This window comes from Leclercia sp., from assembly GCF_036780805.1.
GTDB lineage: Bacteria > Pseudomonadota > Gammaproteobacteria > Enterobacterales > Enterobacteriaceae > Enterobacter.
In genome coordinates this window covers 20,801-41,694 of record NZ_DAIQCE010000008.1, presented here as the reverse complement: position 1 = coordinate 41,694, position 20,894 = coordinate 20,801, and the positions used below count along the sequence as shown (strand labels likewise).

Sequence of the window (20,894 nt, the reverse complement as noted above, 5' to 3'; positions counted from 1 at the left end):
TTAAAGAGAGATGTTCTGTTCAGTTTTAGCGTCAAAAATATGACATTTATTCATATCAAACTTGAAGTACACCTTACGGTGAAGACCCTTGTTGATCATAGGCTTAGCTTCATCGGAAGGAATTCGGGCCGTCAGTTCATACTCGCCAACTTTCAGGTACACGAAGAATTCATGTCCCATGTTTTCCGCGCGAACCATCTCGCCGCTGCAGCTGCCCTGGGCGAAGGGCTCATCGGAGATCGAGACAAAATCCGGGCGAATACCGTAGAAAATGTCCTTGTCGGCGTAGCTGGCGACTTTCTCTTTCAGCTCAGGGCTTAACGGCATAGTCTGGTTGCCGATGGTCAGGGAGAGTTGGCCGTCCTGCTGCACCAGTTTGCTGGCGCGGATGTTCATCTCCGGCGAGCCGATAAAGCCAGCCACGAACATGTTTTTCGGTTTGTGGTACAGGTTGTCCGGGGTATCTACCTGCATGATATGACCGAGCTTCATCACGCAGATGCGGTCGCCCATGGTCATCGCTTCGGTCTGGTCGTGTGTCACGTAGACGGTGGTCGCCGGTTTGCCGGAGGCCTTCAGCTGCTTGTGCAGATCCGAAATACGGATACGCATCGACGCACGCAGTTTGGCATCAAGGTTGGAGAGCGGTTCGTCGAACAGGAACACGTCCGGCTTTTTCACAATCGCACGGCCTACGGCCACACGCTGAGCCTGGCCACCGGAGAGCTGGCGCGGCAGGCGGTCCAGTAGCTCGTCCAGTTCGAGGATTTTGGCCGCTTCGTTCACCTGAGCCTCAATCTGCGCTTTTGGCAGCTTGCTCAGCTTCAGGCCAAAGGCCAGGTTTTCACGCACGGTCATGTGCGGATAGAGCGCATAGTTCTGGAACACCATCGCAATCCCGCGCTCTTTTGGCGCGAGGTTGTTGACGATCTTGTCGCCGATGCGCACTTCGCCGCCGCTGATGGTCTCCAGACCGGCCAGCATACGCAGGGTGGTGGACTTGGCGCAGCCGGAAGGGCCGACGATCACCATGAATTCACCTTCAGCGATTTTCAGGTCGATAGCATGTACCGCTTTGAAGCCGTTGGAGTAAACCTTTTCCAGTTTGTTGAAAATAACTTCAGCCATGATATTTCCCTCTTAACCTTTAATTCCGCTGCTGGTTACGCCCTGTACGAAGTAGCGCTGTGCCAGGAAGAAGACAATGATGGATGGCAGAATGGAGATGCTCGCCATTGCCAGAATTTCGTTCCACGGCGCACCTTCGGTGACGTCGATGGACATTTTCAGAGCCAGTGCAATCGGGTATTTATCCACGCTGTAGACATAAATCAGCGGCCCGATAAAGTCGTTCATTGACCACATGAACTGGAACAGCGCCACGGAGATGATGGCCGGTTTCAGGATAGGTACGACCACGTACCAGAGCACCTGAATGGAGTTACAGCCATCAATCTGCGCCGCCTCTTCCATATCGCGCGGTACGCCGCGCAGGAACTGGATCAGCATGAAGACGAAGAACCCTTGCGTCGCGAAAGCCAGCGGCAGATACAGCGGCATATAGCTGTTCAGCATGCCCATTTCACGGAACATCAGGTACTGAGGGATCAGCAGCACGGTGCTTGGCAGCAACATGGTGGTGATCAGCGTCGCGAACCAGAACTTCTTCCACGGGATCTCGAAACGGGCAAAGCCGTACGCCACGATAGTGGAGGAGATAATGGTCAGGATCACTTTCGGGATCACATACTTGAAGGTGTTCAGCATGTAATGACCGAAGTTGTACTCGGTACCGGTTTTCCAGCCGTTAATGAAGCCGTCCCAGGTCGCGTGGGCTGGCCACAGGCTCAGCGTGGTAAAGATCTCGTGGTTCGGTTTGAACGACGCCGAGAACATCCACACCAGCGGATAGAGCATCAGCAGGCCAACAAACAGCAGGATCACATAGCGAATGCTGGCGCTAATTTTTTCACGACGCATCGTCCGGGCGACTTCACGTTCCGCGATGCTTCTCGCCGTGGAGAGTTGTTGAATATCAGCCATTTTTGCCTCCCTTATCGGCGGAGTAGAACACCCAGTATTTCGAAGACTTAAAGGCGATAGCGGCGAAGACAGCAACTACCAGGAACAGGACCCAGGCCAGTGCCGCGCCGTAACCCATGTCAAAGTACTTGAATGCGGTGTCGTAGATGTACAGTGAGAACAGATAGGTGGAGTAGGTTGGTCCACCGCCGGTAATAACATACGGACCGGTAAATTCCTGGAACGCCTGAGTGGTCTGCATGATGAAGTTGAAGAAAATCACCGGCGTAATCAGCGGCACGGTCACTTTCATGAACATCTGCCACTTGGACGCGCCGTCGATCATCGCCGCTTCATACTGCGACTGCGGGACGTTCTGCAGGGCGGCGAGGAAGATCACCATCGCGGAGCCGAACTGCCAGACGCGCAGCAGGGTTACGGACATCAGCGCCAGAGAGGGTTCGCCAAGCCAGTTCACCGCGTCAAAACCAAACACGCCGATGAAGCTGTTGAGCAGACCATCAATCGCAAACAGAGCGCGCCACAGCACGGCAATGGCCACGGAGCTGCCGAGGATCGACGGAATATAGTAAGCGGTACGGAAGAAGCCGATGCCGCGCAGTTTAAAGTTCAGAACAAACGCAATACCCAGCGCAAAGGCCAGTTTCAGAGGGATGGTTAAAAAGACATAGGCAAAGGTCACGCCCATGGATTTCCAGAAGAGGGTATCTTCCGTAAACATGTAGCGATAGTTTTCTATGCCGTTAAATACCGGCGGGCTCATCAAATCGTACTCAGTAAAACTGAGGAAGAAAGATGAAACAAAGGGGAAGGCGGTGAAAAGTATCAACCCAATTATGTAGGGTGATATCCACGCCAGCCCCAACATCTTGTTTTCATTCATACATACCTACCTGGTAATTAATGGTTTAAAACGGAATCTGTACAGGTGCTGCTGGCCGCTGTTTCAATTTTTTAAAACTTATGAACCACCGTTTTCAATTTGTAAAACGACGTTTTAATTTATTTTATTGTGATTTAAATCCACGTCATTCGATAAATAGTGGAAATGTGATCGCGGTCGAAACAGCGTTTCAATAAGGTGAGGTGGATGGCATTTTTATCGACTTGCGCGGAAAGACGATGAGAAAAAAACCGTTAAACAGAGGACTTTGCTCACATATTCTGGGAATTATCGCCAGCAGATACAAACTACTAATATTTGTAGCAAATTTGTAACATGGCAATTAAGGTAGCGAGGATATAATTAACTTGTTGAATGATTACTTTGCTGAGATAAAGCGGAATTGCGCTTAAGCAGAAAAAAGGCGATGCCGGAGCATCGCCTTGTTTTTTATTTCAGGAAGTCTTCCCGAACCGGGGTAAAGGTATCCAGCAGGGTGCCCGGCTTCAGGCAAACGCAGCCGTGCATAATGTGCGGCTGCTTATACAGCGTATCCCCGGCGGTAACCACATGCTTCTCTTCACCGATGGTGAATTCGAATTCGCCGGATAAAACGTAGGTCAGCTGCTCGTGCGGATGGTTGTGCATCGGGCCGACGGCGCCCTGTTCAAAATTAACCTCCACCGCCATCATTTTGCCGTCGTGCGCCAGAATACGGCGGGTAACGCCGTTACCCAGATCGTCAAGTTGGGTCTCTTTGTGGAAAATAAACATGCTCAGATCCTGTTATATAGTGAAACATCGTTTCATTTAATTTATCCCAGTGCCGGGTAAAAGGAAATGTGGAACCAGAGAACTGGAAACTCGATCACAAGTTTGCTTCACTGAGTAAAACTGGAAAGGAGAGCACCATGAAAACGATTGGCCTGTTGGGGGGAATGAGTTGGGAATCCACCATTCCCTATTATCGTCTGATTAACGAGGGGGTGAAGCAGCGTCTGGGAGGATTGCACTCGGCCAGCCTGCTGCTGCACAGCGTCGATTTTCATGAGATCGAAGCCTGCCAGTCCAGCGGCGACTGGGACAAAGCCGGGGAGATCCTCGCCGATGCGGCGCTGGGATTGCAGGGGGCAGGGGCGGAAGCCATTCTGCTCTGTACCAACACCATGCACAAAGTCGCCGCGCAGATTGAAGCGCGCTGCTCCCTGCCGTTCCTGCATATCGCCGATGCCACCGGACGGGCTATCACCGCAGCGGGCATGAACCGCGTGGCCCTGCTCGGCACCCGCTACACCATGGAGCAGGATTTCTACCGTGGACGGCTGACGGCGCAGTACGGCATCGAGAGCCTGATCCCGGACGAGGCGGATCGGGCCCGCATTAATCAGATTATTTTTGAAGAGCTGTGCCTCGGCACCTTTAGCGAGGCCTCGCGCCAGTACTACCTGAGCGTGATCCAGACCCTCGCCGATCGAGGCGCGCAGGGGGTGATCTTCGGCTGCACCGAGATTGGCCTGCTGATCCCGGCGGATGAAAGCCCGATCCCGGTGTTTGATACCGCCGCGATCCACGCCGCCGATGCGGTGGCGTTTATGCTTTCGTAGCGTGCGGGGCTAAAAGCCGCTCCAGCGGGTCAATGATGGCGCCCAGCCCCTGTTGCAGATGGGCGCTAAAGGTCTCCACCAGCGCCGAGGCCGGGCGGTGCAGCGGCCTGATCAGGCTCACCGTAAAGGGCACCGAAACAGTGAAGCGGCGGATCGCAATGCCGCTGTCGGCATAATCCAGCGCCGTCAGCGGATTCACCACCGAAATTCCCACTCCCGCCCGTACCATGGCGCAGATCGACGCCGCGCTGTGCGTCTCCACCACCATCCGTCGCTTTACCTGATGCTCGGCAAAGAGCTGGTCCAGCAGCTGCCGGTAACTGTCGGTGCGCGACAGGCTGATGTAGTTCTCGCCCTGAAAATCCGCCGGGGTCAGCACCGCTTTTTCGGCAAGCCGATGTCCGGCGGGCAGGACGCACACCTCATCTAATGACAGCAGCTCGTGCCGGGCGGTCCCCGCCGGGGTGGCGAGGGTTTCGGTCAGGCCGAGATCGTGGCGTTGGGCCGAAAGCCACTCCTCCAGCAGAGGCGACTCCTGCGGCACGATGGTCAGGTTTACGTCCGGGTAGCGGGCGAGAAACGGCTGCAGCAGGGCGGGTAAAAACGACTGGGAGAAGACCGGCAGGCAGACGATGGAGAGCTCGCCCTGACGAAACTCGCGCAGGCTGTCGGCGGCGCTGACGATGCGGTCCAGCCCGTACCAGGATCGCTGCACCTCCTCGAACAGCCGCAGCCCCTGCACCGTGGGGTGCAGCCGTCCGCGCGTGCGCTCGAACAGCGTCAGGCCGATCACCTTCTCGAACCGGGCCAGCTCGCGGCTCACCGTCGGCTGGGAGGTATGCAGCAGGCGCGCGGCTTCGGTCAGGTTTCCGGCGGTCATCACCGCGTGGAAAATTTCAATATGGCGCAGGTTTACAGCGGGCATGGGAGGCGACCTGGTTGAGGGTAATCCATATCATTTTTGCATAGACTGGCGATAAAACGATATTTTTTATTCTCTTCGCGCTGTGGCGTAATCAGTAAAAATTGCACTCCCGGAGAACACCATGCCACGCCCGCTGAACAACACCGATACCGATCTCAATGCCGACAATTTGCTGCGCCTGCCTGCGGAGTTTGGCTGCCCGGTCTGGGTCTATGACGCGCAGATTATCCGCGACAAAATTGCCGCCCTGCATCAGTTCGACGTGGTGCGCTTTGCTCAGAAAGCCTGCTCTAACATCCATATTCTGCGTCTGATGCGCGAGCAGGGCGTCAAGGTCGACTCCGTATCGCTGGGTGAGATCGAGCGCGCGCTGGCGGCAGGCTACGATCCAAAGGCCGACCACGATGCCATCGTCTTTACCGCCGACCTGATCGACAGCGCCACCCTGGCGCGAGTGCATGAGCTGCAAATCCCGGTCAACGCCGGTTCGGTGGATATGCTGGAGCAGCTGGGTCAGGTGTCGCCGGGCCATCGCGTCTGGCTGCGCGTCAACCCGGGCTTTGGTCACGGCCACAGCCAGAAGACCAACACCGGCGGCGAAAACAGTAAGCACGGCATCTGGTACAGCGATCTGCCTGCGGCTCTGGACGTTTTGCAGCGCTATAACCTGCAGCTGGTGGGGATCCACATGCACATCGGTTCGGGCGTGGACTACGGTCACCTTGAGCAGGTGTGCGGCGCGATGGTGCGCCAGGTGATCGAGTTTGGTCAGGATCTTGAGGCGATCTCTGCGGGCGGTGGCTTATCGATCCCGTATCGCGAAGGGGAAGAGGCGATCGACACCGATCACTACTACGGCCTGTGGAACGGCGCGCGCGACAAAATTGCCGCCCATCTGGGGCACGCGGTGAAGCTGGAGATCGAGCCGGGGCGTTTCCTGGTGGCGGAATCCGGCGTGCTGGTGGCGCAGGTGCGCAGCGTGAAGGCGATGGGCAGCCGTCACTTTGTGCTGATCGACGCGGGCTTTAACGATCTGATGCGTCCGTCCATGTACGGCAGCTATCATCACATTACCGCCCTCGCGGCTGATGGCCGGGATTTAACCCAGGCCCCGGTGGTGGAGACGGTGGTGGCCGGGCCGCTGTGCGAATCCGGGGATGTCTTCACCCAGCAGGAGGGCGGGAAAGTGGAAACCCGCGCGCTGCCGCAGGTGGTGCCGGGGGATTATCTGGTGCTGCACGACACCGGCGCGTACGGCGCGTCCATGTCCTCGAACTACAACAGCCGTCCGCTGCTGCCGGAAGTGCTGTTCGACCAGGGCACGGCGCGGTTAATCCGTCGTCGCCAGACCATTCAGGAGCTGCTCGCCCTCGAGCTGTTCTGATCGAACCAGGGTCCCGTCGCCACCGAATCGCGTAACACCAGCGTGCCGGTAAAGGGCGGGATCGCGTCGATCGGCTCGTTTTTCGCCAGCCGGATCGCCTGATCGATGGCAGTGGTGATCATGTTGTCGATCGGCAGATAGACGGTGGACAGCGCCGGCTCCAGCCACTTCGCGCAGGGCGCGTCGTCAAAACCGAACAGCGACACATCCTGCGGAATGTGCAGTCCGGCCTGGTGCAGCGCCTTTGAGGCGCCCAGCGCCATATCATCGTTACAGGCAAACAGGGCGCTGAAGGGCACCTTGTCGCTTAGCAACTCCTGACACAGCTCATACCCGCGGGTCATCCCCGAATCGCCATACTTCACCCGGCTCTCATCCCAGGGAATGCCGTGCTTTTCCAGCGCCTTGCGGTAGCCGGTCAGACGCGCCTTGCCGGTGGGGGTGTGGATCGGCACCGTCATGCAGGCAATTTCCCGATGCCCCTGGCTTATCAGGTACTCCACGGCGCTGAAGGCGGCTGCCTGCTGCTCGAAGAACACGCAGCGCTCCCGGGCCTGGCTGACATCGCGGTTGATCACGATAAGCGGCATCTTCACGCTGTTGATGAGCTTCATGATCGCTTTTTCGCTCATGTAGCGGGTGTAGAGCACGATGGCATCGCACTGGCGATCGGCCAGCATCTGCACCGCTTCCTCTTCCCGCTCCGGGGTATCGTGACCGTCGGTGACAATCAGCTGCTTGCCGTGCGTTTCGGTCTGACGGGAGGCCTGCTGCAGCAGGCGACCAAAGTAAAAACCGTCAAAGGTCGAGACCACCAGACCAATGCTGTTGCTGGTCCGGTTCGCCAGCGATCGCGCCAGAAAATTCGGGCGATAGCCCAGCTCTTCCATCGCGTTAAACACCTGCTGACGGGTACTCTCTTTGACCTGACCTGTGCCGTTCAGTACGCGCGACACCGTGGCTTTCGACACGCCCGCACGCAGTGAGACATCCAGCATTGTTGCCATTTGCTCTTCCTGCTTCCACGTTATGCACGCAAGTTTATCACAGACGTTCAGGGGCATACGCCGGGCGGGAGAGGCAAAACCCCCATCAGGATCACGCTTTCTGGTAACGGATAGCGGGCCAGGCAAAAGTGGCATACCAAAGTGATTATAATTCACACTCTGGGATACCTCTTGCCGCGTTGAGAGCTTAATCACAGAACAAATCGTGACTGGAAGCTATTTTTGGTATGCCAATAGAAGACGGCTGTACACCTTATCCCAATAAAGGCCCTTTTACTGAGGTATTACCCCATGGCATTACAGGAAAAACTGATCAACTCTCTGGGCAGTTTCGCCACAAAGTTCAACAGTTATCGCTATATCATGGCGATAAAGTCCGCCTTCATCACCTTAATGCCGGTCATCATCGTGGGCGCATTTTCGGTGCTGATCTCCAACATGGTGCTGGATCCGAAAAACGGCTTAGCCAGCTTTCAGTCGCTTTCGTTTCTCGCCACGCTGAAGCCGATCACCAGCGCCCTGAACTACGCCACGCTGAACTTCCTCAATATCGGGGCCGTGTTCCTGATCGGCATCGAGCTGGGGCGTATCAACGGCATTAAGTCCCTGTTCCCGGGCCTGCTGGCGGTGATCTGCTTTATCTGCGTCACGCCGACGACCGTCGAGATGATGGTCGACGGCGAAATGCACATGGTAAAAGATGTGCTCCTGCGCCAGTTCTCCGATACCCGCAGCCTGTTCCTCGGCATGTTTATCGCCATCCTGTCGGTCGAGATCTACTGCTGGCTGGAGGGCCGTCCGGGGCTGAAAATCCGCATGCCTGACACCGTGCCGCCGAACGTATCGGCCTCGTTCTCGGCGCTGATCCCGGCGATCATTACCACCACCCTCATCGCTACCTTTGGCTTTGTGTTCCATCAGGTCACCGGCATGTACCTCTACGATGCGGTTTACCAGGTGGTGCAACAGCCGCTGGAGCGGGTAGTGCAAAGCCTGCCGGGGATCCTGCTGCTGATGTTCGTCGCTCAGCTGTTCTGGGTGATCGGTATTCACGGTAACCAGATGATCAAACCGATCCGCGAGCCGCTGCTGCTGGGGGCGATCACCGTCAACATGAGCGCCTTTGAGCAGGGTAAAGAGATCCCGAACATCATCACCATGCCATTCTGGGATGTGTACATGAGCATCGGCGGCTCGGGCCTGACCATCGGCCTGCTGATCGCAGTGATGATCGGCACCAAACGCAAAGAGATGAAGGAGATCGCCAAGCTCTCCATCGGCCCGGGGATCTTTAACATCAACGAGCCGGTGATCTTCGGTATGCCAATCATGCTGAACCCAATTCTGGCGATCCCGTTCATCATCACCCCGCTGGTGACCGGCTCCATCGGCTACTTCGCTACCGTTACCGGTTTTGCCGGCAAAGCGGTGGTGATGGTGCCCTGGACCACGCCGCCGCTGATCAACGCCTGGCTCTCCACCGCGGGCTCTATGGGCGCAGTGGTCACCCAGTTTGTGTGCATCATCACGGCCATTCTTATCTATCTGCCGTTTGTGAAGATCGCTTCACGCCGTGCTGAACAGGCCGCGATTCAGGCCGCTAACCAGGAGGCGACGAATAACGTATGAGTATCAAACAGATGACTATTCCCGAGGACTTTATCCTTGGGGCTGCGGCCTCCGCCTGGCAGACCGAGGGCTGGGGCGGCAAGAAAGCGGGGCAGGATTCGTGGATCGATCTCTGGTACAAAAACGATCGCCAGGTGTGGCATAACGGCTACGGCCCGGCGGTCGCCACCGATTTCATCAACCGTTTCCGCGAAGACGTGGCGCTGATGAAGCTGGCCGGGCTGACCCACTACCGCACCTCCATCAACTGGTCGCGTTTTCTTACCGACTATGAAAACGCCACCGTCGATGAGGAGTACGCCGCGTATTACGACGCCCTGTTTGCCGAGATGCACCGCCAGGGCATTGAGCCGATGATCTGCCTTGAGCACTACGAGCTGCCGGGTACCTTGCTGGAAACCTACGGCGGCTGGGCGTCGAAGCATGTGGTGGAGCTGTTTGTCCGCTATGCCGAACAGGTCTTTGCCCGCTATCACCACGTGGTGAAGCGCTGGTTTAGCTTCAACGAGCCTATTGTGGTCCAGACCCGGGTTTATCTTGACGCGCTGCGCTGGCCCTATGAGCAGAACACCAGCACCTGGATGCAGTGGAATCACCACAAAGTGCTGGCAACGGCGAAGGTGGTGAAGCTATTCCGCGAGAAGGGCTACAGCGGCAGCGTGGGCTGCATTCTCAATCCGGAAGTAACGTATCCCCGCTCACGCGCGGCCCACGATGTGAAGGCCGCGGAGATCTACGACCTGTTCTACAACCGGGTGTTCCTCGATCCGCTGGTGCACGGGCATTACCCGCAGGAACTCTTCACCCTGCTGGAGAAACATCAGGTGCCGTGGGAGTACAGCCCCGACGAGCTGGCGCTGATTGCCGACAACACCGTCGACGAGCTGGGCATCAACCTCTATTACCCGCACCGGGTGAAGGCTCCGTCCCGGGCCTGGCACTCCGAGACGCCGTTCCACCCGGCGTACTACTACGAGCCGTTTGAACTGCCGGGGCGGCGGATGAATCCCTCCCGTGGCTGGGAGATCGCCCCGCGCATCATTTACGACATGGCGATGCGCATCAAAAACGACTATCGCAACATCGACTGGTTCGTGGCCGAAAGCGGAATGGGAGTCGAAAACGAAGGGCAGTACCGCAACCGCGACGGCATCATCGAGGATAACTACCGCATCAACTTTATCAGCGAGCATCTCTATTACACCCTGCTGGCGCGGGAGGAGGGGGCGAACTGCCACGGTTACATGCTGTGGGCCTTCACCGATAACGTCTCGCCGATGAACGCCTTCAAGAACCGCTATGGCCTGATTGAGATCGACCTGGCGGATAACCGCGCCCGACGCGCCAAAAAGTCGGCCAGCTGGTTCCGGCAACTGCGCGATGAGCGCGTCCTGACCCTGACCCTCGATGACGAATGGAAGTAGGCGCAGATCGCGACGCTTCTGGTAACATAGTGCGCAAACTGGCCCGCATTAACTCAGAGTACAGGTGATAACGTGGATAAGGCTGTCGTCCCGGCGGAAAAGAAGCAGTACCAGGAGATTGGCGAGGATTTACGCGCCCAGATCATCCAGGGGCACTATCCCGTGGGCTCGCGTCTGCCGCCGGAGCGCAATATCGCGGAGACCTACGGCGTGAGCCGCACCATCGTGCGGGAAGCGCTGCTGATGCTCGAGCTGCAGGGCACCGTGGATATCCGCCAGGGCTCCGGCGTCTACGTGATGCGCATCCCTGAGGAGCATGAGAACGAGGAAGAGCGTCTGCTGAAAAGCGACGTTGGCCCGTTCGAGATTTTGCAGGCGCGCCAGCTGCTCGAAAGCAACATCGCCGCCTTTGCTGCCAAAATGGCAACCCGGGCGGACATCGACAATCTGCGTCGCATCATCGAGCAGGAGCAGCGGGCGATCGCCGCCAACGACAACAGCCAGGACAACAGCAAGATGTTCCATCTGGTGCTGGCGGGTGCCACCCAGAATCAGATGCTGCTGGCGACCGTCGAAAGCGTCTGGCACAACATGGACAGCAGCCCGCTCTGGCAGCAGTTTAATGCCCACATTGCCAGCCGGGCGTATCGCCTGAAGTGGCTGGGCGACAGGCAGACCATCCTCGCCGCGTTACGCCGCCGCGACGTGATGGGGGCCTGGCAGGCGATGTTCCAGCATCTGGAGAATGTGAAAAAGAGCCTGCTGGAGCTTTCCGACGAAGACGCCCCGGATTTTGACGGCTATCTGTTTGAGTCGGTGCCCATTTTTCAGGGCAAGCTGGTGTGAAGATCCAGCCGCTGTACGCCGCCCCGCAGCATGCGGAGCAGGTGATCGACTGGCTGTGGCAGGCCTTTGGTGATGGTCTGTCGCGCGACTTTTTTGCCAGCGTAGTGACCCACAGTCAAACCTCCGGCGCGCTGCCGCTGACCTTTATTGCCACCGAGGGCGAACAGCTACTCGGTACGGTGGGGCTATGGCGCTGCGACCTGATCACCCGCCAGGATCTTTATCCCTGGCTGGCGGCGCTGTACGTGGATGAAGCGGCGCGCGGGCAGGGGCTGGCGGGAAAATTACAGCAGCACGTGCAGAGATACGCCGCAGAGCGCGGCTATCGCGAACTGCATCTCTGGTCTGCCTGCCGCGACTTCTATGAAGGCTACGGCTGGCACTATATCGGTGACGGTCTGGAGTACCCGGACAAAACCGTGCACCTCTACCGCTATTCGCTGGCGGACTCTGCCGGCGGCGTGACCGAGTGACGGCGCACCAGAGTCGGGCTGAACACGTGCGTGATCTCCGGCGGCTGACGTTTATCCGCCAGGGATAGCGCCAGCTCCGCCGCCTGGGTCGCCATGGTGACGATCGGGTAGCGCACCGTGGTCAGCCGCGGCCGCACGTAGCGGGAGATAAGAATGTCATCGAAGCCGATCAGCGAAATATCTCCCGGCACGTCAATCCCGTTATCGTTCAGCACACCCATTGCCCCGGCGGCCATCGAGTCGTTGTAACAGGCGATCGCCGTAAAGTTACGCCCCCGTCCCAGCAGCTCCGTCATCGCCTGCTCGCCGCCGCTCTCATCGGGTTCACCGTAAGTAACCAGCCGATCGTTGCAGGGCAGATCGTTCTCGCGCAGCGCGTCGTAGTAGCCCTGCAGCCGATCTTCGGCGTCAGAAATGGCGTGGTTTGAGCAGAGATAGCCGATGCGGGTATGACCCTGCTGGATCAGATGACGGGTGGCAAGCCAGGCGCCGTAGCGATCGTCCAGCGCCACGCAGCGTTGTTCATAGCCGGGGATAATGCGGTTCACAATCACCATGCCGGGGATCTGCTTCATCAAATGCACTAGCTCGTCATCCGACAGCTTTTTAGCATGCACCACCAGCGCCGCGCAGCGATGGCGGATCAGCTGCTCTATTGCCTGACGCTCTTTCTGCTCGTTGTGGTAGCCATTGCCAATCAGCAGAAAGTTGCCGGTGTGGTAGGCGACCTGCTCGACGGCTTTCACCATCGCGCCGAAAAAAGGATCCGACACATCGCCCACCACCAGCCCGACGGTGTCGGTGGACTGCTGAGCCAGCGCCCGGGCGTTAGCGTTGGGGTGATAGTTAAGCGACTCCATAGCCGTCAGCACCGCCTGGCGGGAGGTTTCGCTGGCTTTAGGGGAATTATTGATGACGCGTGAAACCGTGGCGACAGAAACACCCGCCAGCCGGGCCACATCCTTAATTGTCGCCATTATCTACCTTCTCGTTGGGGTAAGCGTTTACACACTAAATAGTGTTGCGGAAAAGTGAGGCGTATTCAAGCGCAGGGCGGTGAGGCAATTCACAAAGGTGACACTCGGCTGCGGAATTCGTGTAATCGTTACACAGCGAAGCGTGACAGAGACGGGCGAATTTGAATCTTTGGTTACACTTTGCCTCAGGCTGTTGCGATTGTCCGCTGGCGAGGATTTGGTCGCCGTTGCTACATTTGAGATCCCAGAGGTATTGATAGGTGAAGTTAACCCCGGTTAACTGCCACGCTTTACACCAGCCTGCGTTCTTACGCAGGTTTTTTTTGCTTGTTGTTCAACATGTAACAGCCGCCGATAAAATTCACACCTGGTTGCACTTCGGCTCATTCGCTTGCTTTTTTGCGCTGGTGAAGTCGATGGCCAGGATCCACAATCAAGATCCCAGAGGTATTGATTGGTGAGAATTCTTAGTACGTACTGCGTACTCATCTCTTGCACCAGCCTGCGCAGATGCGCAGGTTTTTTTTTGTCTTTATCCGGCTGTCGCTCCTGCTGCACTTCTCGTGTAATCTGCCACAATTTACCGTAACCCGGCTTATTGAAAGGCAAAGGGAGTTGAAATGCTATTTGGGTTCTTCCGCACGCTGTTCCGTATCCTTTTTCGCGTCCGTCTGACGGGCGATACCCAGGCTTTGCACGCCGGGCGCGTTCTTATTACCCCCAACCACGTCTCCTTTATTGATGGCATCCTGCTGGCGCTGTTTTTACCCGTGCGTCCGGTGTTTGCGGTCTATACCTCCGTCAGCCAACAGTGGTACATGCGCTGGCTGACGAAGCTGATTGATTTTGTCCCGCTCGACCCGACCAAGCCGATGATGATCAAACACCTGGTGCGTCTGATTGAGCAGGGGCGTCCGGTGGTGATCTTCCCGGAAGGGCGGATCACCATTACCGGCTCGCTGATGAAAATCTATGACGGCGCGGGCTTTGTGGCGGCGAAATCCGGCGCCACGGTGGTGCCGGTACGTATTGAAGGCGCGGAGCTGACCTTTTTCAGCCGCCTGAAAGGACTGGTGAAACAGCGCCTGTTCCCGCGCATCACCCTGCATCTGCTGCCGCCGACCTCCCTGCCGATGCCCGACGCGCCGCGCGCCCGCGATCGACGTAAAATCGCCGGTGAGATGCTGCATCAGGTGATGATGGAAGCCCGGATGGCGGTGCGCCCGCGTGAAACCCTGTACGAGTCGTTGCTGACGGCGATGTACCGCTATGGCGCGAAAAAACACTGCATCGACGACATCAATTTTGCCCCTGACAGCTATCACAAGCTGCTGACCAAAACCCTGTTTGTTGGCCGTATTCTCGAGAAATACAGCAAGCAGGGCGAAAAGATCGGTCTGATGCTGCCGAATGCCGGGATCAGCGCCGCGGTGATCTTTGGTGCCGTCTCTCGCGGGCGTATCCCGGCGATGCTGAACTACACCGCAGGGGTGAAGGGGCTCGGCAGCGCCATCACCGCCGCGCAGATCAACACCGTGTTCACCTCACGCACCTTCCTCGATAAAGGCAAACTCTGGCATCTGCCGGAGCAGCTCACCCAGGTGCGCTGGGTCTTCCTCGAAGATCTGAAAGCGGAAGTGACCACCGGCGACAAGCTGTGGATTTTTGCGCACCTGCTGGTACCGCATCTGGCGCAGGTTAAACAGCAGCCGGAAGATGCCGCCGTGATCCTTTTTACCTCCGGTTCGGAGGGGAACCCTAAAGGGGTGGTTCATAGCCATAAGAGCCTGCTGGCCAACGTCGAGCAGATCAAAACTATCGCCGACTTCACTGCGAAAGACCGCTTTATGTCGGCGCTACCGCTGTTCCACTCCTTTGGCCTGACGGTGGGGCTGTTCACGCCGCTGCTGACCGGTGCCGAGGTGTTCCTCTACCCGAGCCCGCTGCACTATCGCATCGTGCCGGAGCTGACCTATGACCGTAACTGTACGGTGATTTTCGGCACCTCGACCTTCCTCGGCAACTACGCCCGATTCGCCAATCCGTATGATTTCCACCGCGTGCGTTACGTGGTGGCCGGGGCAGAGAAACTGCAGGAGAGCACCCGCCAGCTGTGGCAGGACAAGTTTGGTCTGCGCATTCTGGAAGGCTACGGCGTGACCGAGTGCGCGCCGGTCGTCTCCATTAACGTGCCGATGGCGGCCAAACCCGGCACCGTCGGGCGCATCTTACCGGGGATGGACGCGCGTCTGCTCGCCGTTCCGGGCATTGAAGAGGGCGGACGCCTGCAGCTGAAAGGGCCGAACGTGATGAACGGCTATCTGCGGGTTGAAAACCCGGGCGTGCTGGAAGCGCCGACCGCGGAAAACGTTAACGGTGAGGTGGAGACCGGCTGGTACGACACCGGTGACATCGTGCGCTTCGACGAGCAGGGCTTTGTGCAGATCCAGGGCCGCGCGAAACGCTTCGCTAAAATCGCCGGGGAAATGGTGTCCCTGGAGATGGTGGAACAGCTGGCGCTGGCCGTATCGGCCGACAAAATGCACGCCACCGCGGTGAAAGCCGATGCCAGCAAAGGCGAGGCGCTGGTGCTCTTTACCACCGACAGCGAGCTGAAGCGCGAGCAGCTGCTCCAGCATGCGCGTGAACACGGCATCCCGGAGCTCGCCGTGCCGCGTGATATTCGTTATCTGAAACAACTCCCGGTGCTGGGCAGCGGCAAACCGGATTTTGTCACCCTCAAAGGCATGGTTGAACAGGCGGAGCCGCATAATGAGTGAGTCAGTACCCACTAACACCTCCATCTGGTCAAAGGGGATGATGGCGGTCACCGCCGCCCAGTTCCTCTCTGCCTTTGGTGATAACGCGCTGCTGTTTGCCACCCTGGCGCTGCTCAAATCCCAGTTTTATCCGGACTGGAGCCAGCCGATCCTGCAGATGGTGTTTGTGGGCGCTTACATCATTTTCGCCCCCTTTGTCGGTCAGGTGGCGGACAGCTTCGCCAAAGGCCGGGTGATGATGTTCGCCAACAGCCTGAAACTGCTGGGCGCGGCCAGCATCTGCTTTGGCGTGAATCCGTTTATTGGCTATACGCTGGTGGGGATCGGGGCGGCAGCCTACTCGCCGGCCAAGTACGGCATCCTCGGTGAACTCACAACCGGCGATAAGCTGGTCAAAGCCAACGGGCTGATGGAGGCCTCAACCATAGCGGCGATCCTGCTGGGCTCGATGGCGGGCGGCGTGCTGGCAGACTGGCACGTGCTGGCGGCGCTGGGTGTCTGCGCGGTGATGTATGCCGGAGCGGTGATCGCCAACCTGTTTATCCCGAAACTGCCGGCGGCGCGTCCGGGGCAGTCCTGGCGCTTTACGCCGATGACCGCCAGCTTCTTTAACGCCTGCCGCGTGCTGTGGCGGAATGGAGAAACCCGCTTCTCGCTGCTGGGAACCAGCATGTTCTGGGGCGCGGGCGTCACGCTGCGCTTCCTGCTGGTGCTGTGGGTACCGACGGCACTGGGCATTACCGATAACGCCACGCCAACCTACCTTAACGCCATGGTGGCGGTGGGGATCGTGCTGGGCGCAGGGGCGGCGGCGAAGCTGGTGACCTTACAAACCGTCGCGCGCTGCATGCCCGCCGGGATCCTGATTGGCGTTATCGTGCTGCTCTTCGCGCTGCAGCATGCGCTGTTACCGGCCTATGCGCTGCTGTTCCTGATGGGGATCTGCGGTGGTTTCTTTGTGGTGCCGCTGAATGCGCTGCTACAGGAGCGCGGGAAGCAGACCGTCGGGGCCGGTAATGCGATTGCGGTGCAAAATCTTGGCGAAAACGCCGCCATGCTGCTGATGCTCGGGGTTTACTCACTGGCGGTGAAGGTAGGGGTGCCGGTGGTCGGCATTGGCGTCGGGTTTGGTGGCCTGTTTGCGCTGGCGATTGCGGCGCTGTGGGTGTGGCAACGTCGGCGTTAACGGGATTTGTTGGGTGGCGGTAACACCCCGCCTTTGACCTTGTAGGCCCGGCAAGCGAAGCGCCGCCGGGCAATCAGGCGGATGTGCGGCCTGATGCCCTCACCCCGACCCTCTCCCACAGGGAGAGGGAGCAAACACAAAAAAGGCAACTTACGTTGCCTTTTTGCTTTTATTACGGTGCCGGGTAGGTATACACCTGATGCACCGCTTCAATCTCCGCTAACACCTCTTCGCTCAGCTCCAGATGGAAGCTTTCGATATTCGTTTTCAGCTGCTCCATGGTGGTCGCGCCCAGCAGGGTGCTGGCAACAAACGGCTGACGACGCACAAAAGCCAGCGCCATCTGCGCCGGATCGAGCCCGTGACGTCTGGCGATATCCACATAGGCCGCTACCGCTTTCTGCGTCTGCTCGCCGCTGTAACGGGTAAAGCGGCTGAACAGGGTATTACGCGCCCCCGCCGGTTTTGCCCCGTTGAGATACTTACCGGTCAGCGTGCCAAAGCCGAGGCAGGAGTATGCCAGCAGCTCAACGCCTTCATACTGGCTCACCTCCGCCAGACCCACCTCGTAGCTGCGGTTTACCAGGCTGTAGGGGTTTTGAATGGTGACGATGCGCGGCAGGTCGTGCTTATCTGCAAGATGCAGGTAGCGCATCACGCCGAAGGCCGTTTCGTTAGAGACGCCGATGTAGCGGATTTTACCCGCACGCTGGCACTCGGTTAAGGCTTCCAGCGTTTCCAGCAGCGTAACGACCGGCGCGCTGTCGCTCCAGCTGTAGCCGAGCTTGCCGAAGCAGTTGGTCGGGCGCTGAGGCCAGTGAACCTGATAGAGGTCGAGGTAATCGGTCTGCAGACGCGTCAGGCTGGCGTCCAGCGCCGCGCGGATGTTCTTACGATCGAGGATCTGGTTCGGGCGAATGCCGCTGTCGTTATTGCGCGACGGGCCGCTCACCTTGGAGGCAACAATCAGCTTTTCGCGGTTGCCGCGTTTTGCCAGCCAGTTGCCGACGTAGGTTTCGGTTAAACCCTGGGTTTCCGGACGTGGCGGAACCGGATACATTTCAGCGACGTCAATCAGGTTAATGCCCTGGCTGACGGCGTAATCGAGTTGTGCATGGGCATCGGCTTCGCTATTTTGTTCACCAAATGTCATCGTGCCCAACCCCAGTTGGCTTATCTCAAGAGCGCTATGGGGGATACGGTGATAATGCATAGCCGGCTTCCTTAGTAGACATGTTGTACGCGTCAGGAAACTCCTGACAAAGGACCTACCCTAAATAATTCGAGTTGCAGGAAGGCGGCAAGAGAGCGAATCCCCAGGAGCATAGATAACTATGTGACTGGGTTGAGCGAGCGCAGCCAACGCGTCTGTAACTTGAAGTATGACGGGTATATAAACATGGCAGAGGGGAAGCGAAAGAGGAAGAGAAAAATCAAAAGGCCAGCAAGCCGCTGACCTTCAATACTATCTTTCGATAATCTGGGAAACTTCGTCGCGGTTAATCTGCATATTATTACCCTGCTGATCGCGGTAGCTGACCAGACCGGTATCATCGTCGACTTCGGGTTTGCCGTCGGTCAGGATCATACGACCATCTTTCGTCGCCATGACGTAATCACTGCTACAACCTGAAACGGCAAACGCTAAACCAACAGCCGAGATTATTACTGCCCATTTTTTCATTGTTTATTACCTCCACCTGGCTCGTATCACATCTTATTGTAGTAATAACCCGGGCAATGGTTTTCACAAAGCGGTGAAATCTGAAAAAACAGGCAAATATGTGATAAACAGCATAATTCTGGCTAAAAAGTCAGGTGTTCAGCAGAAAGTGACGTGCTAAAAGAGCGCCCGTGAAGTTCTTTTTGAGATAAAAGCCGCGGGGCAGGGTCAGGATCGGTTCGCCGCGCGCGCCGATGGCTTCAGTCAGGGCTTTGCTGTTTGCCGCTTTGGGTCTGAGCTGGAGCACTTCGCCGTGGCGGGCGGTGATACGCTCAACCTGGCCCAGCACGATCATGTCCATCAGCTCTTCCCAGTCCAGCCGTAGCTGGCGATCTTCCTCTTCATCCGGGCTCCAGATCAAAGGTGCCCCGACGCGCCTGGCTGCCAGCGGGATCGCGCGGTCCCCCTCTACCGGGATCCACAGCACGCGCTTCAGCTTATGCCGCACGTGGCTGCTCTCCCAGGTGATCCCCGTATTGCCGGTTAACGGTGCCACGCAGACAAAGGTGGTCTCCAGCGGGCGACCCAGGCTGTCGATCGGGATGGTCTTCAGCTCCACCCCCAGCGCGGCAAAATCCTGTTCAGGTTTGCTGCCCGCGCAGGCCCCCAGCCACAGCTCCAGCAGAACGCCCGTCCATCCTTTATCCCGCTTAAGATCGGGCGGAATGGGCAAACCAGCAAGGGCAGCCAGTTCTCCCAGCGAGTATCCCGCCAGGCGTTGCGCTTGTTGCAGTAATGCCGCTTCCGTTGCGGGGGGAGAGGTCAGGGGAGCGAGGGGAAGCATGAGCATTGCCTTCTGGTTAAAAAATGAACAGCAGTTTTCCACTGCACGGACTGAGTTTATCTTTTTCTTTTTACCGATGCCAGGTCGATGATTTATCAGCCTTTTTATTGCCTGTAATCCCGTTTCGCCAAGGAGGTTATCCCGGTTGTTCAAATCTGGTCACTGACAATGAACAGGATCTTACACCCTGTTATCCACAGAAAAATGGGATAACTGCGAATAACCCCCACTACTGTTTCCATTTACAGCCTTGACGTGCGACGAAAATCGAAAAATCAGACAAAATGTGCCTAACTTATTGGCACAATCTGTGGATAAAACCGACGTTGTTCGATCTTTCATCAGCACCAGGATCTTTAAGGTGATGTACATCACACTATGCTGTGCAATTCAGGTAATTCACAGTTTAACTTCATGAATTATAGCGGTTTGTAAAAAACGCTCATCTCTGCAATATTCAGAGTGATCTGGGTTGTCCATCGGTAATTCCACACTTCTTCACAACTCTATCCACAGAAAAAGTGAATAAAATTGCCCTTCAAACCGGTCATCTGTTTATAACTCGGCTGATAATTGTGAGTTATTCAAATGTTATTAGGCTTCAGGCCAGAAAGAGAGTGGTTTACCGCCTCACTGGAGTGTGAAACAATCATTTATATATAAGGTTTAGTTTGGGGTAGTCCGGTGATTGATGACGATGGCTACCGCCCGAATGTAGGTATCGTAATTTGTAATCGCCAGGGTCAGGTTATGTGGGCCCGGCGATATGGTCAGCACTCCTGGCAATTTCCCCAAGGTGGGATCAATCCAGGAGAGTCCGCAGAGCAAGCGATGTACCGGGAGCTGTTCGAAGAGGTTGGCTTAAGCCGCAAGGATGTTCGCATTCTGGCTTCGACCCGCAACTGGTTGCGTTACAAGTTACCGAAGCGTTTGGTGCGTTGGGACACAAAGCCGGTATGTATCGGCCAGAAACAGAAATGGTTTCTTCTGCAATTGGTGAGCAGCGATGCGGATATCAATATGCAAACCAGCAGCACGCCCGAATTTGATGGCTGGCGCTGGGTCAGCTACTGGTATCCCGTTCGTCAGGTCGTGTCGTTTAAGCGCGACGTTTACCGTAGGGTGATGAAAGAGTTCGCAAGTGCTGTGATGTTGCTTCAGGAGACGCCTCCTAAGCCGCAGAGCGCACCTGCCTGGCGACGTAAAAGAGGTTAAGCTACGCACAT

Annotated in this window: 19 protein-coding genes; 9 read left to right on the top strand and 10 right to left on the bottom strand. The window is 57.2% G+C overall.

Annotation, left to right across the window (positions count from 1 at the left end; translation table 11 throughout):
• The 4 genes from V7Q49_RS17090 to V7Q49_RS17075 form a co-directional block, all read right to left on the bottom strand.
• On the bottom strand, positions 1-1,128 hold the full coding sequence (locus V7Q49_RS17090; RefSeq protein ID WP_333853772.1) for an ABC transporter ATP-binding protein: 1,128 nt from the start codon (positions 1,126-1,128) through the stop codon (positions 1-3).
• Between the two features lie 12 nt (positions 1,129-1,140).
• Complete coding sequence (locus V7Q49_RS17085) at positions 1,141-2,043, bottom strand: carbohydrate ABC transporter permease (RefSeq protein WP_333853770.1); 903 nt, start codon at positions 2,041-2,043, stop codon at positions 1,141-1,143.
• A complete protein-coding gene (locus tag V7Q49_RS17080; protein WP_032613798.1) occupies positions 2,036-2,926 on the bottom strand; it encodes a carbohydrate ABC transporter permease in 891 nt (296 codons plus the stop codon). The genes V7Q49_RS17085 and V7Q49_RS17080 overlap by 8 nt, the downstream gene beginning before the upstream one ends.
• 450 nt (positions 2,927-3,376) lie before the next feature.
• The gene (locus V7Q49_RS17075; protein WP_333853765.1) at positions 3,377-3,700 is read right to left on the bottom strand and encodes a cupin domain-containing protein; all 324 of its coding nucleotides are present in this window, start codon (positions 3,698-3,700) and stop codon (positions 3,377-3,379) included.
• A 137-nt stretch (positions 3,701-3,837) separates the two neighbouring features.
• Here V7Q49_RS17075 and V7Q49_RS17070 point away from each other — a divergent pair, with 137 nt between their 5' ends.
• A complete protein-coding gene (locus V7Q49_RS17070; protein WP_333853763.1) occupies positions 3,838-4,530 on the top strand; it encodes an aspartate/glutamate racemase in 693 nt (230 codons plus the stop codon).
• Here the strand turns inward: V7Q49_RS17070 and V7Q49_RS17065 are convergent.
• Positions 4,517-5,455 (bottom strand): LysR family transcriptional regulator, encoded by a 939-nt coding sequence (locus tag V7Q49_RS17065; protein ID WP_333853761.1) that lies wholly within the window; start codon positions 5,453-5,455, stop codon positions 4,517-4,519. The genes V7Q49_RS17070 and V7Q49_RS17065 overlap by 14 nt on opposite strands.
• 121 nt (positions 5,456-5,576) lie before the next feature.
• Here V7Q49_RS17065 and lysA point away from each other — a divergent pair, with 121 nt between their 5' ends.
• A complete protein-coding gene (gene lysA, locus V7Q49_RS17060; RefSeq protein WP_333853759.1) occupies positions 5,577-6,839 on the top strand; it encodes a diaminopimelate decarboxylase in 1,263 nt (420 codons plus the stop codon).
• On the opposite strand, the gene V7Q49_RS17055 is transcribed toward lysA, so the two are convergent.
• Positions 6,809-7,846 carry a LacI family DNA-binding transcriptional regulator gene (locus V7Q49_RS17055; protein WP_333853757.1) on the bottom strand — a complete coding sequence of 346 codons (1,038 nt, stop codon included), beginning with the start codon at positions 7,844-7,846 and terminating at the stop codon, positions 6,809-6,811. The two genes, lysA and V7Q49_RS17055, sit on opposite strands and share 31 nt — an antisense overlap.
• A 291-nt stretch (positions 7,847-8,137) precedes the next feature.
• Here V7Q49_RS17055 and V7Q49_RS17050 point away from each other — a divergent pair, with 291 nt between their 5' ends.
• The 4 genes from V7Q49_RS17050 to V7Q49_RS17035 all read left to right on the top strand — a co-directional run bounded on the left by V7Q49_RS17050 (position 8,138) and on the right by V7Q49_RS17035 (position 12,218).
• Positions 8,138-9,475 (top strand): PTS sugar transporter subunit IIC, encoded by a 1,338-nt coding sequence (locus tag V7Q49_RS17050; RefSeq protein WP_333853755.1) that lies wholly within the window; start codon positions 8,138-8,140, stop codon positions 9,473-9,475.
• Positions 9,472-10,899, top strand: a complete 1,428-nt coding sequence (locus V7Q49_RS17045) for a glycoside hydrolase family 1 protein (RefSeq protein ID WP_333853754.1) — start codon at positions 9,472-9,474, stop codon at positions 10,897-10,899. The genes V7Q49_RS17050 and V7Q49_RS17045 overlap by 4 nt, the downstream gene beginning before the upstream one ends.
• 72 nt (positions 10,900-10,971) lie before the next feature.
• Positions 10,972-11,745 carry a GntR family transcriptional regulator gene (locus tag V7Q49_RS17040; RefSeq protein ID WP_333853751.1) on the top strand — a complete coding sequence of 258 codons (774 nt, stop codon included), beginning with the start codon at positions 10,972-10,974 and terminating at the stop codon, positions 11,743-11,745.
• The gene (locus V7Q49_RS17035; RefSeq protein ID WP_333853750.1) at positions 11,742-12,218 is read left to right on the top strand and encodes a GNAT family N-acetyltransferase; all 477 of its coding nucleotides are present in this window, start codon (positions 11,742-11,744) and stop codon (positions 12,216-12,218) included. The genes V7Q49_RS17040 and V7Q49_RS17035 overlap by 4 nt, the downstream gene beginning before the upstream one ends.
• Here the strand turns inward: V7Q49_RS17035 and galR are convergent.
• Positions 12,179-13,195: an HTH-type transcriptional regulator GalR gene (gene galR / locus V7Q49_RS17030; RefSeq protein WP_333853749.1), complete on the bottom strand. Its 1,017-nt coding sequence runs from the start codon at positions 13,193-13,195 to the stop codon at positions 12,179-12,181. The two genes, V7Q49_RS17035 and galR, sit on opposite strands and share 40 nt — an antisense overlap.
• 620 nt (positions 13,196-13,815) lie before the next feature.
• On the opposite strand from galR, the gene aas reads away from it, so the two are divergent.
• Both aas and lplT read left to right on the top strand, forming a co-directional pair.
• Complete coding sequence (aas, locus tag V7Q49_RS17025; RefSeq protein WP_333853747.1) at positions 13,816-15,975, top strand: bifunctional acyl-ACP--phospholipid O-acyltransferase/long-chain-fatty-acid--ACP ligase; 2,160 nt, start codon at positions 13,816-13,818, stop codon at positions 15,973-15,975.
• The gene (lplT, locus tag V7Q49_RS17020) at positions 15,968-17,161 is read left to right on the top strand and encodes a lysophospholipid transporter LplT (protein ID WP_333853745.1); all 1,194 of its coding nucleotides are present in this window, start codon (positions 15,968-15,970) and stop codon (positions 17,159-17,161) included. Before aas ends, lplT begins: the two co-directional genes overlap by 8 nt.
• A gap of 172 nt (positions 17,162-17,333) precedes the next feature.
• Here the strand turns inward: lplT and V7Q49_RS17015 are convergent, their stop codons facing one another.
• From V7Q49_RS17015 to mutH, 3 genes are all read right to left on the bottom strand, one after another.
• Positions 17,334-18,374, bottom strand: a complete 1,041-nt coding sequence (locus tag V7Q49_RS17015) for an NADP(H)-dependent aldo-keto reductase (protein ID WP_333853742.1) — start codon at positions 18,372-18,374, stop codon at positions 17,334-17,336.
• 252 nt (positions 18,375-18,626) lie between these two features.
• Positions 18,627-18,845, bottom strand: coding sequence for a YgdI/YgdR family lipoprotein (locus V7Q49_RS17010; RefSeq protein ID WP_039029896.1), 219 nt, complete (start codon positions 18,843-18,845; stop codon positions 18,627-18,629).
• A 130-nt stretch (positions 18,846-18,975) separates the two neighbouring features.
• Positions 18,976-19,668: a DNA mismatch repair endonuclease MutH gene (gene mutH, locus V7Q49_RS17005; RefSeq protein WP_333853740.1), complete on the bottom strand. Its 693-nt coding sequence runs from the start codon at positions 19,666-19,668 to the stop codon at positions 18,976-18,978.
• Positions 19,669-20,352: 684 nt separating this feature from the next.
• Between mutH and rppH the strand changes: the two genes are divergently transcribed.
• Positions 20,353-20,883 carry an RNA pyrophosphohydrolase gene (rppH, locus tag V7Q49_RS17000; protein WP_142486968.1) on the top strand — a complete coding sequence of 177 codons (531 nt, stop codon included), beginning with the start codon at positions 20,353-20,355 and terminating at the stop codon, positions 20,881-20,883.
• Positions 20,884-20,894: the final 11 nt, after the last annotated feature.

What these genes read in the sequence shown, in the direction of transcription:
- V7Q49_RS17075 (WP_333853765.1), bottom strand. Translation starts at nt 3,700, where the DNA reads ATGTTTATTTTCCACAAAGAGACCCAACTTGACGATCTGGGTAACGGC.
- V7Q49_RS17010 (WP_039029896.1), bottom strand. Translation starts at nt 18,845, where the DNA reads ATGAAAAAATGGGCAGTAATAATCTCGGCTGTTGGTTTAGCGTTTGCC.
- V7Q49_RS17045 (WP_333853754.1), top strand. Translation starts at nt 9,472, where the DNA reads ATGAGTATCAAACAGATGACTATTCCCGAGGACTTTATCCTTGGGGCT.
- mutH (WP_333853740.1), bottom strand. Translation starts at nt 19,668, where the DNA reads ATGCTTCCCCTCGCTCCCCTGACCTCTCCCCCCGCAACGGAAGCGGCA.
- V7Q49_RS17085 (WP_333853770.1), bottom strand. Translation starts at nt 2,043, where the DNA reads ATGGCTGATATTCAACAACTCTCCACGGCGAGAAGCATCGCGGAACGT.
- galR (WP_333853749.1), bottom strand. Translation starts at nt 13,195, where the DNA reads ATGGCGACAATTAAGGATGTGGCCCGGCTGGCGGGTGTTTCTGTCGCC.
- lplT (WP_333853745.1), top strand. Translation starts at nt 15,968, where the DNA reads ATGAGTGAGTCAGTACCCACTAACACCTCCATCTGGTCAAAGGGGATG.
- V7Q49_RS17015 (WP_333853742.1), bottom strand. Translation starts at nt 18,374, where the DNA reads ATGCATTATCACCGTATCCCCCATAGCGCTCTTGAGATAAGCCAACTG.
- V7Q49_RS17050 (WP_333853755.1), top strand. Translation starts at nt 8,138, where the DNA reads ATGGCATTACAGGAAAAACTGATCAACTCTCTGGGCAGTTTCGCCACA.
- aas (WP_333853747.1), top strand. Translation starts at nt 13,816, where the DNA reads ATGCTATTTGGGTTCTTCCGCACGCTGTTCCGTATCCTTTTTCGCGTC.
- lysA (WP_333853759.1), top strand. Translation starts at nt 5,577, where the DNA reads ATGCCACGCCCGCTGAACAACACCGATACCGATCTCAATGCCGACAAT.
- V7Q49_RS17090 (WP_333853772.1), bottom strand. Translation starts at nt 1,128, where the DNA reads ATGGCTGAAGTTATTTTCAACAAACTGGAAAAGGTTTACTCCAACGGC.
- V7Q49_RS17080 (WP_032613798.1), bottom strand. Translation starts at nt 2,926, where the DNA reads ATGAATGAAAACAAGATGTTGGGGCTGGCGTGGATATCACCCTACATA.
- V7Q49_RS17070 (WP_333853763.1), top strand. Translation starts at nt 3,838, where the DNA reads ATGAAAACGATTGGCCTGTTGGGGGGAATGAGTTGGGAATCCACCATT.
- V7Q49_RS17065 (WP_333853761.1), bottom strand. Translation starts at nt 5,455, where the DNA reads ATGCCCGCTGTAAACCTGCGCCATATTGAAATTTTCCACGCGGTGATG.
- V7Q49_RS17055 (WP_333853757.1), bottom strand. Translation starts at nt 7,846, where the DNA reads ATGGCAACAATGCTGGATGTCTCACTGCGTGCGGGCGTGTCGAAAGCC.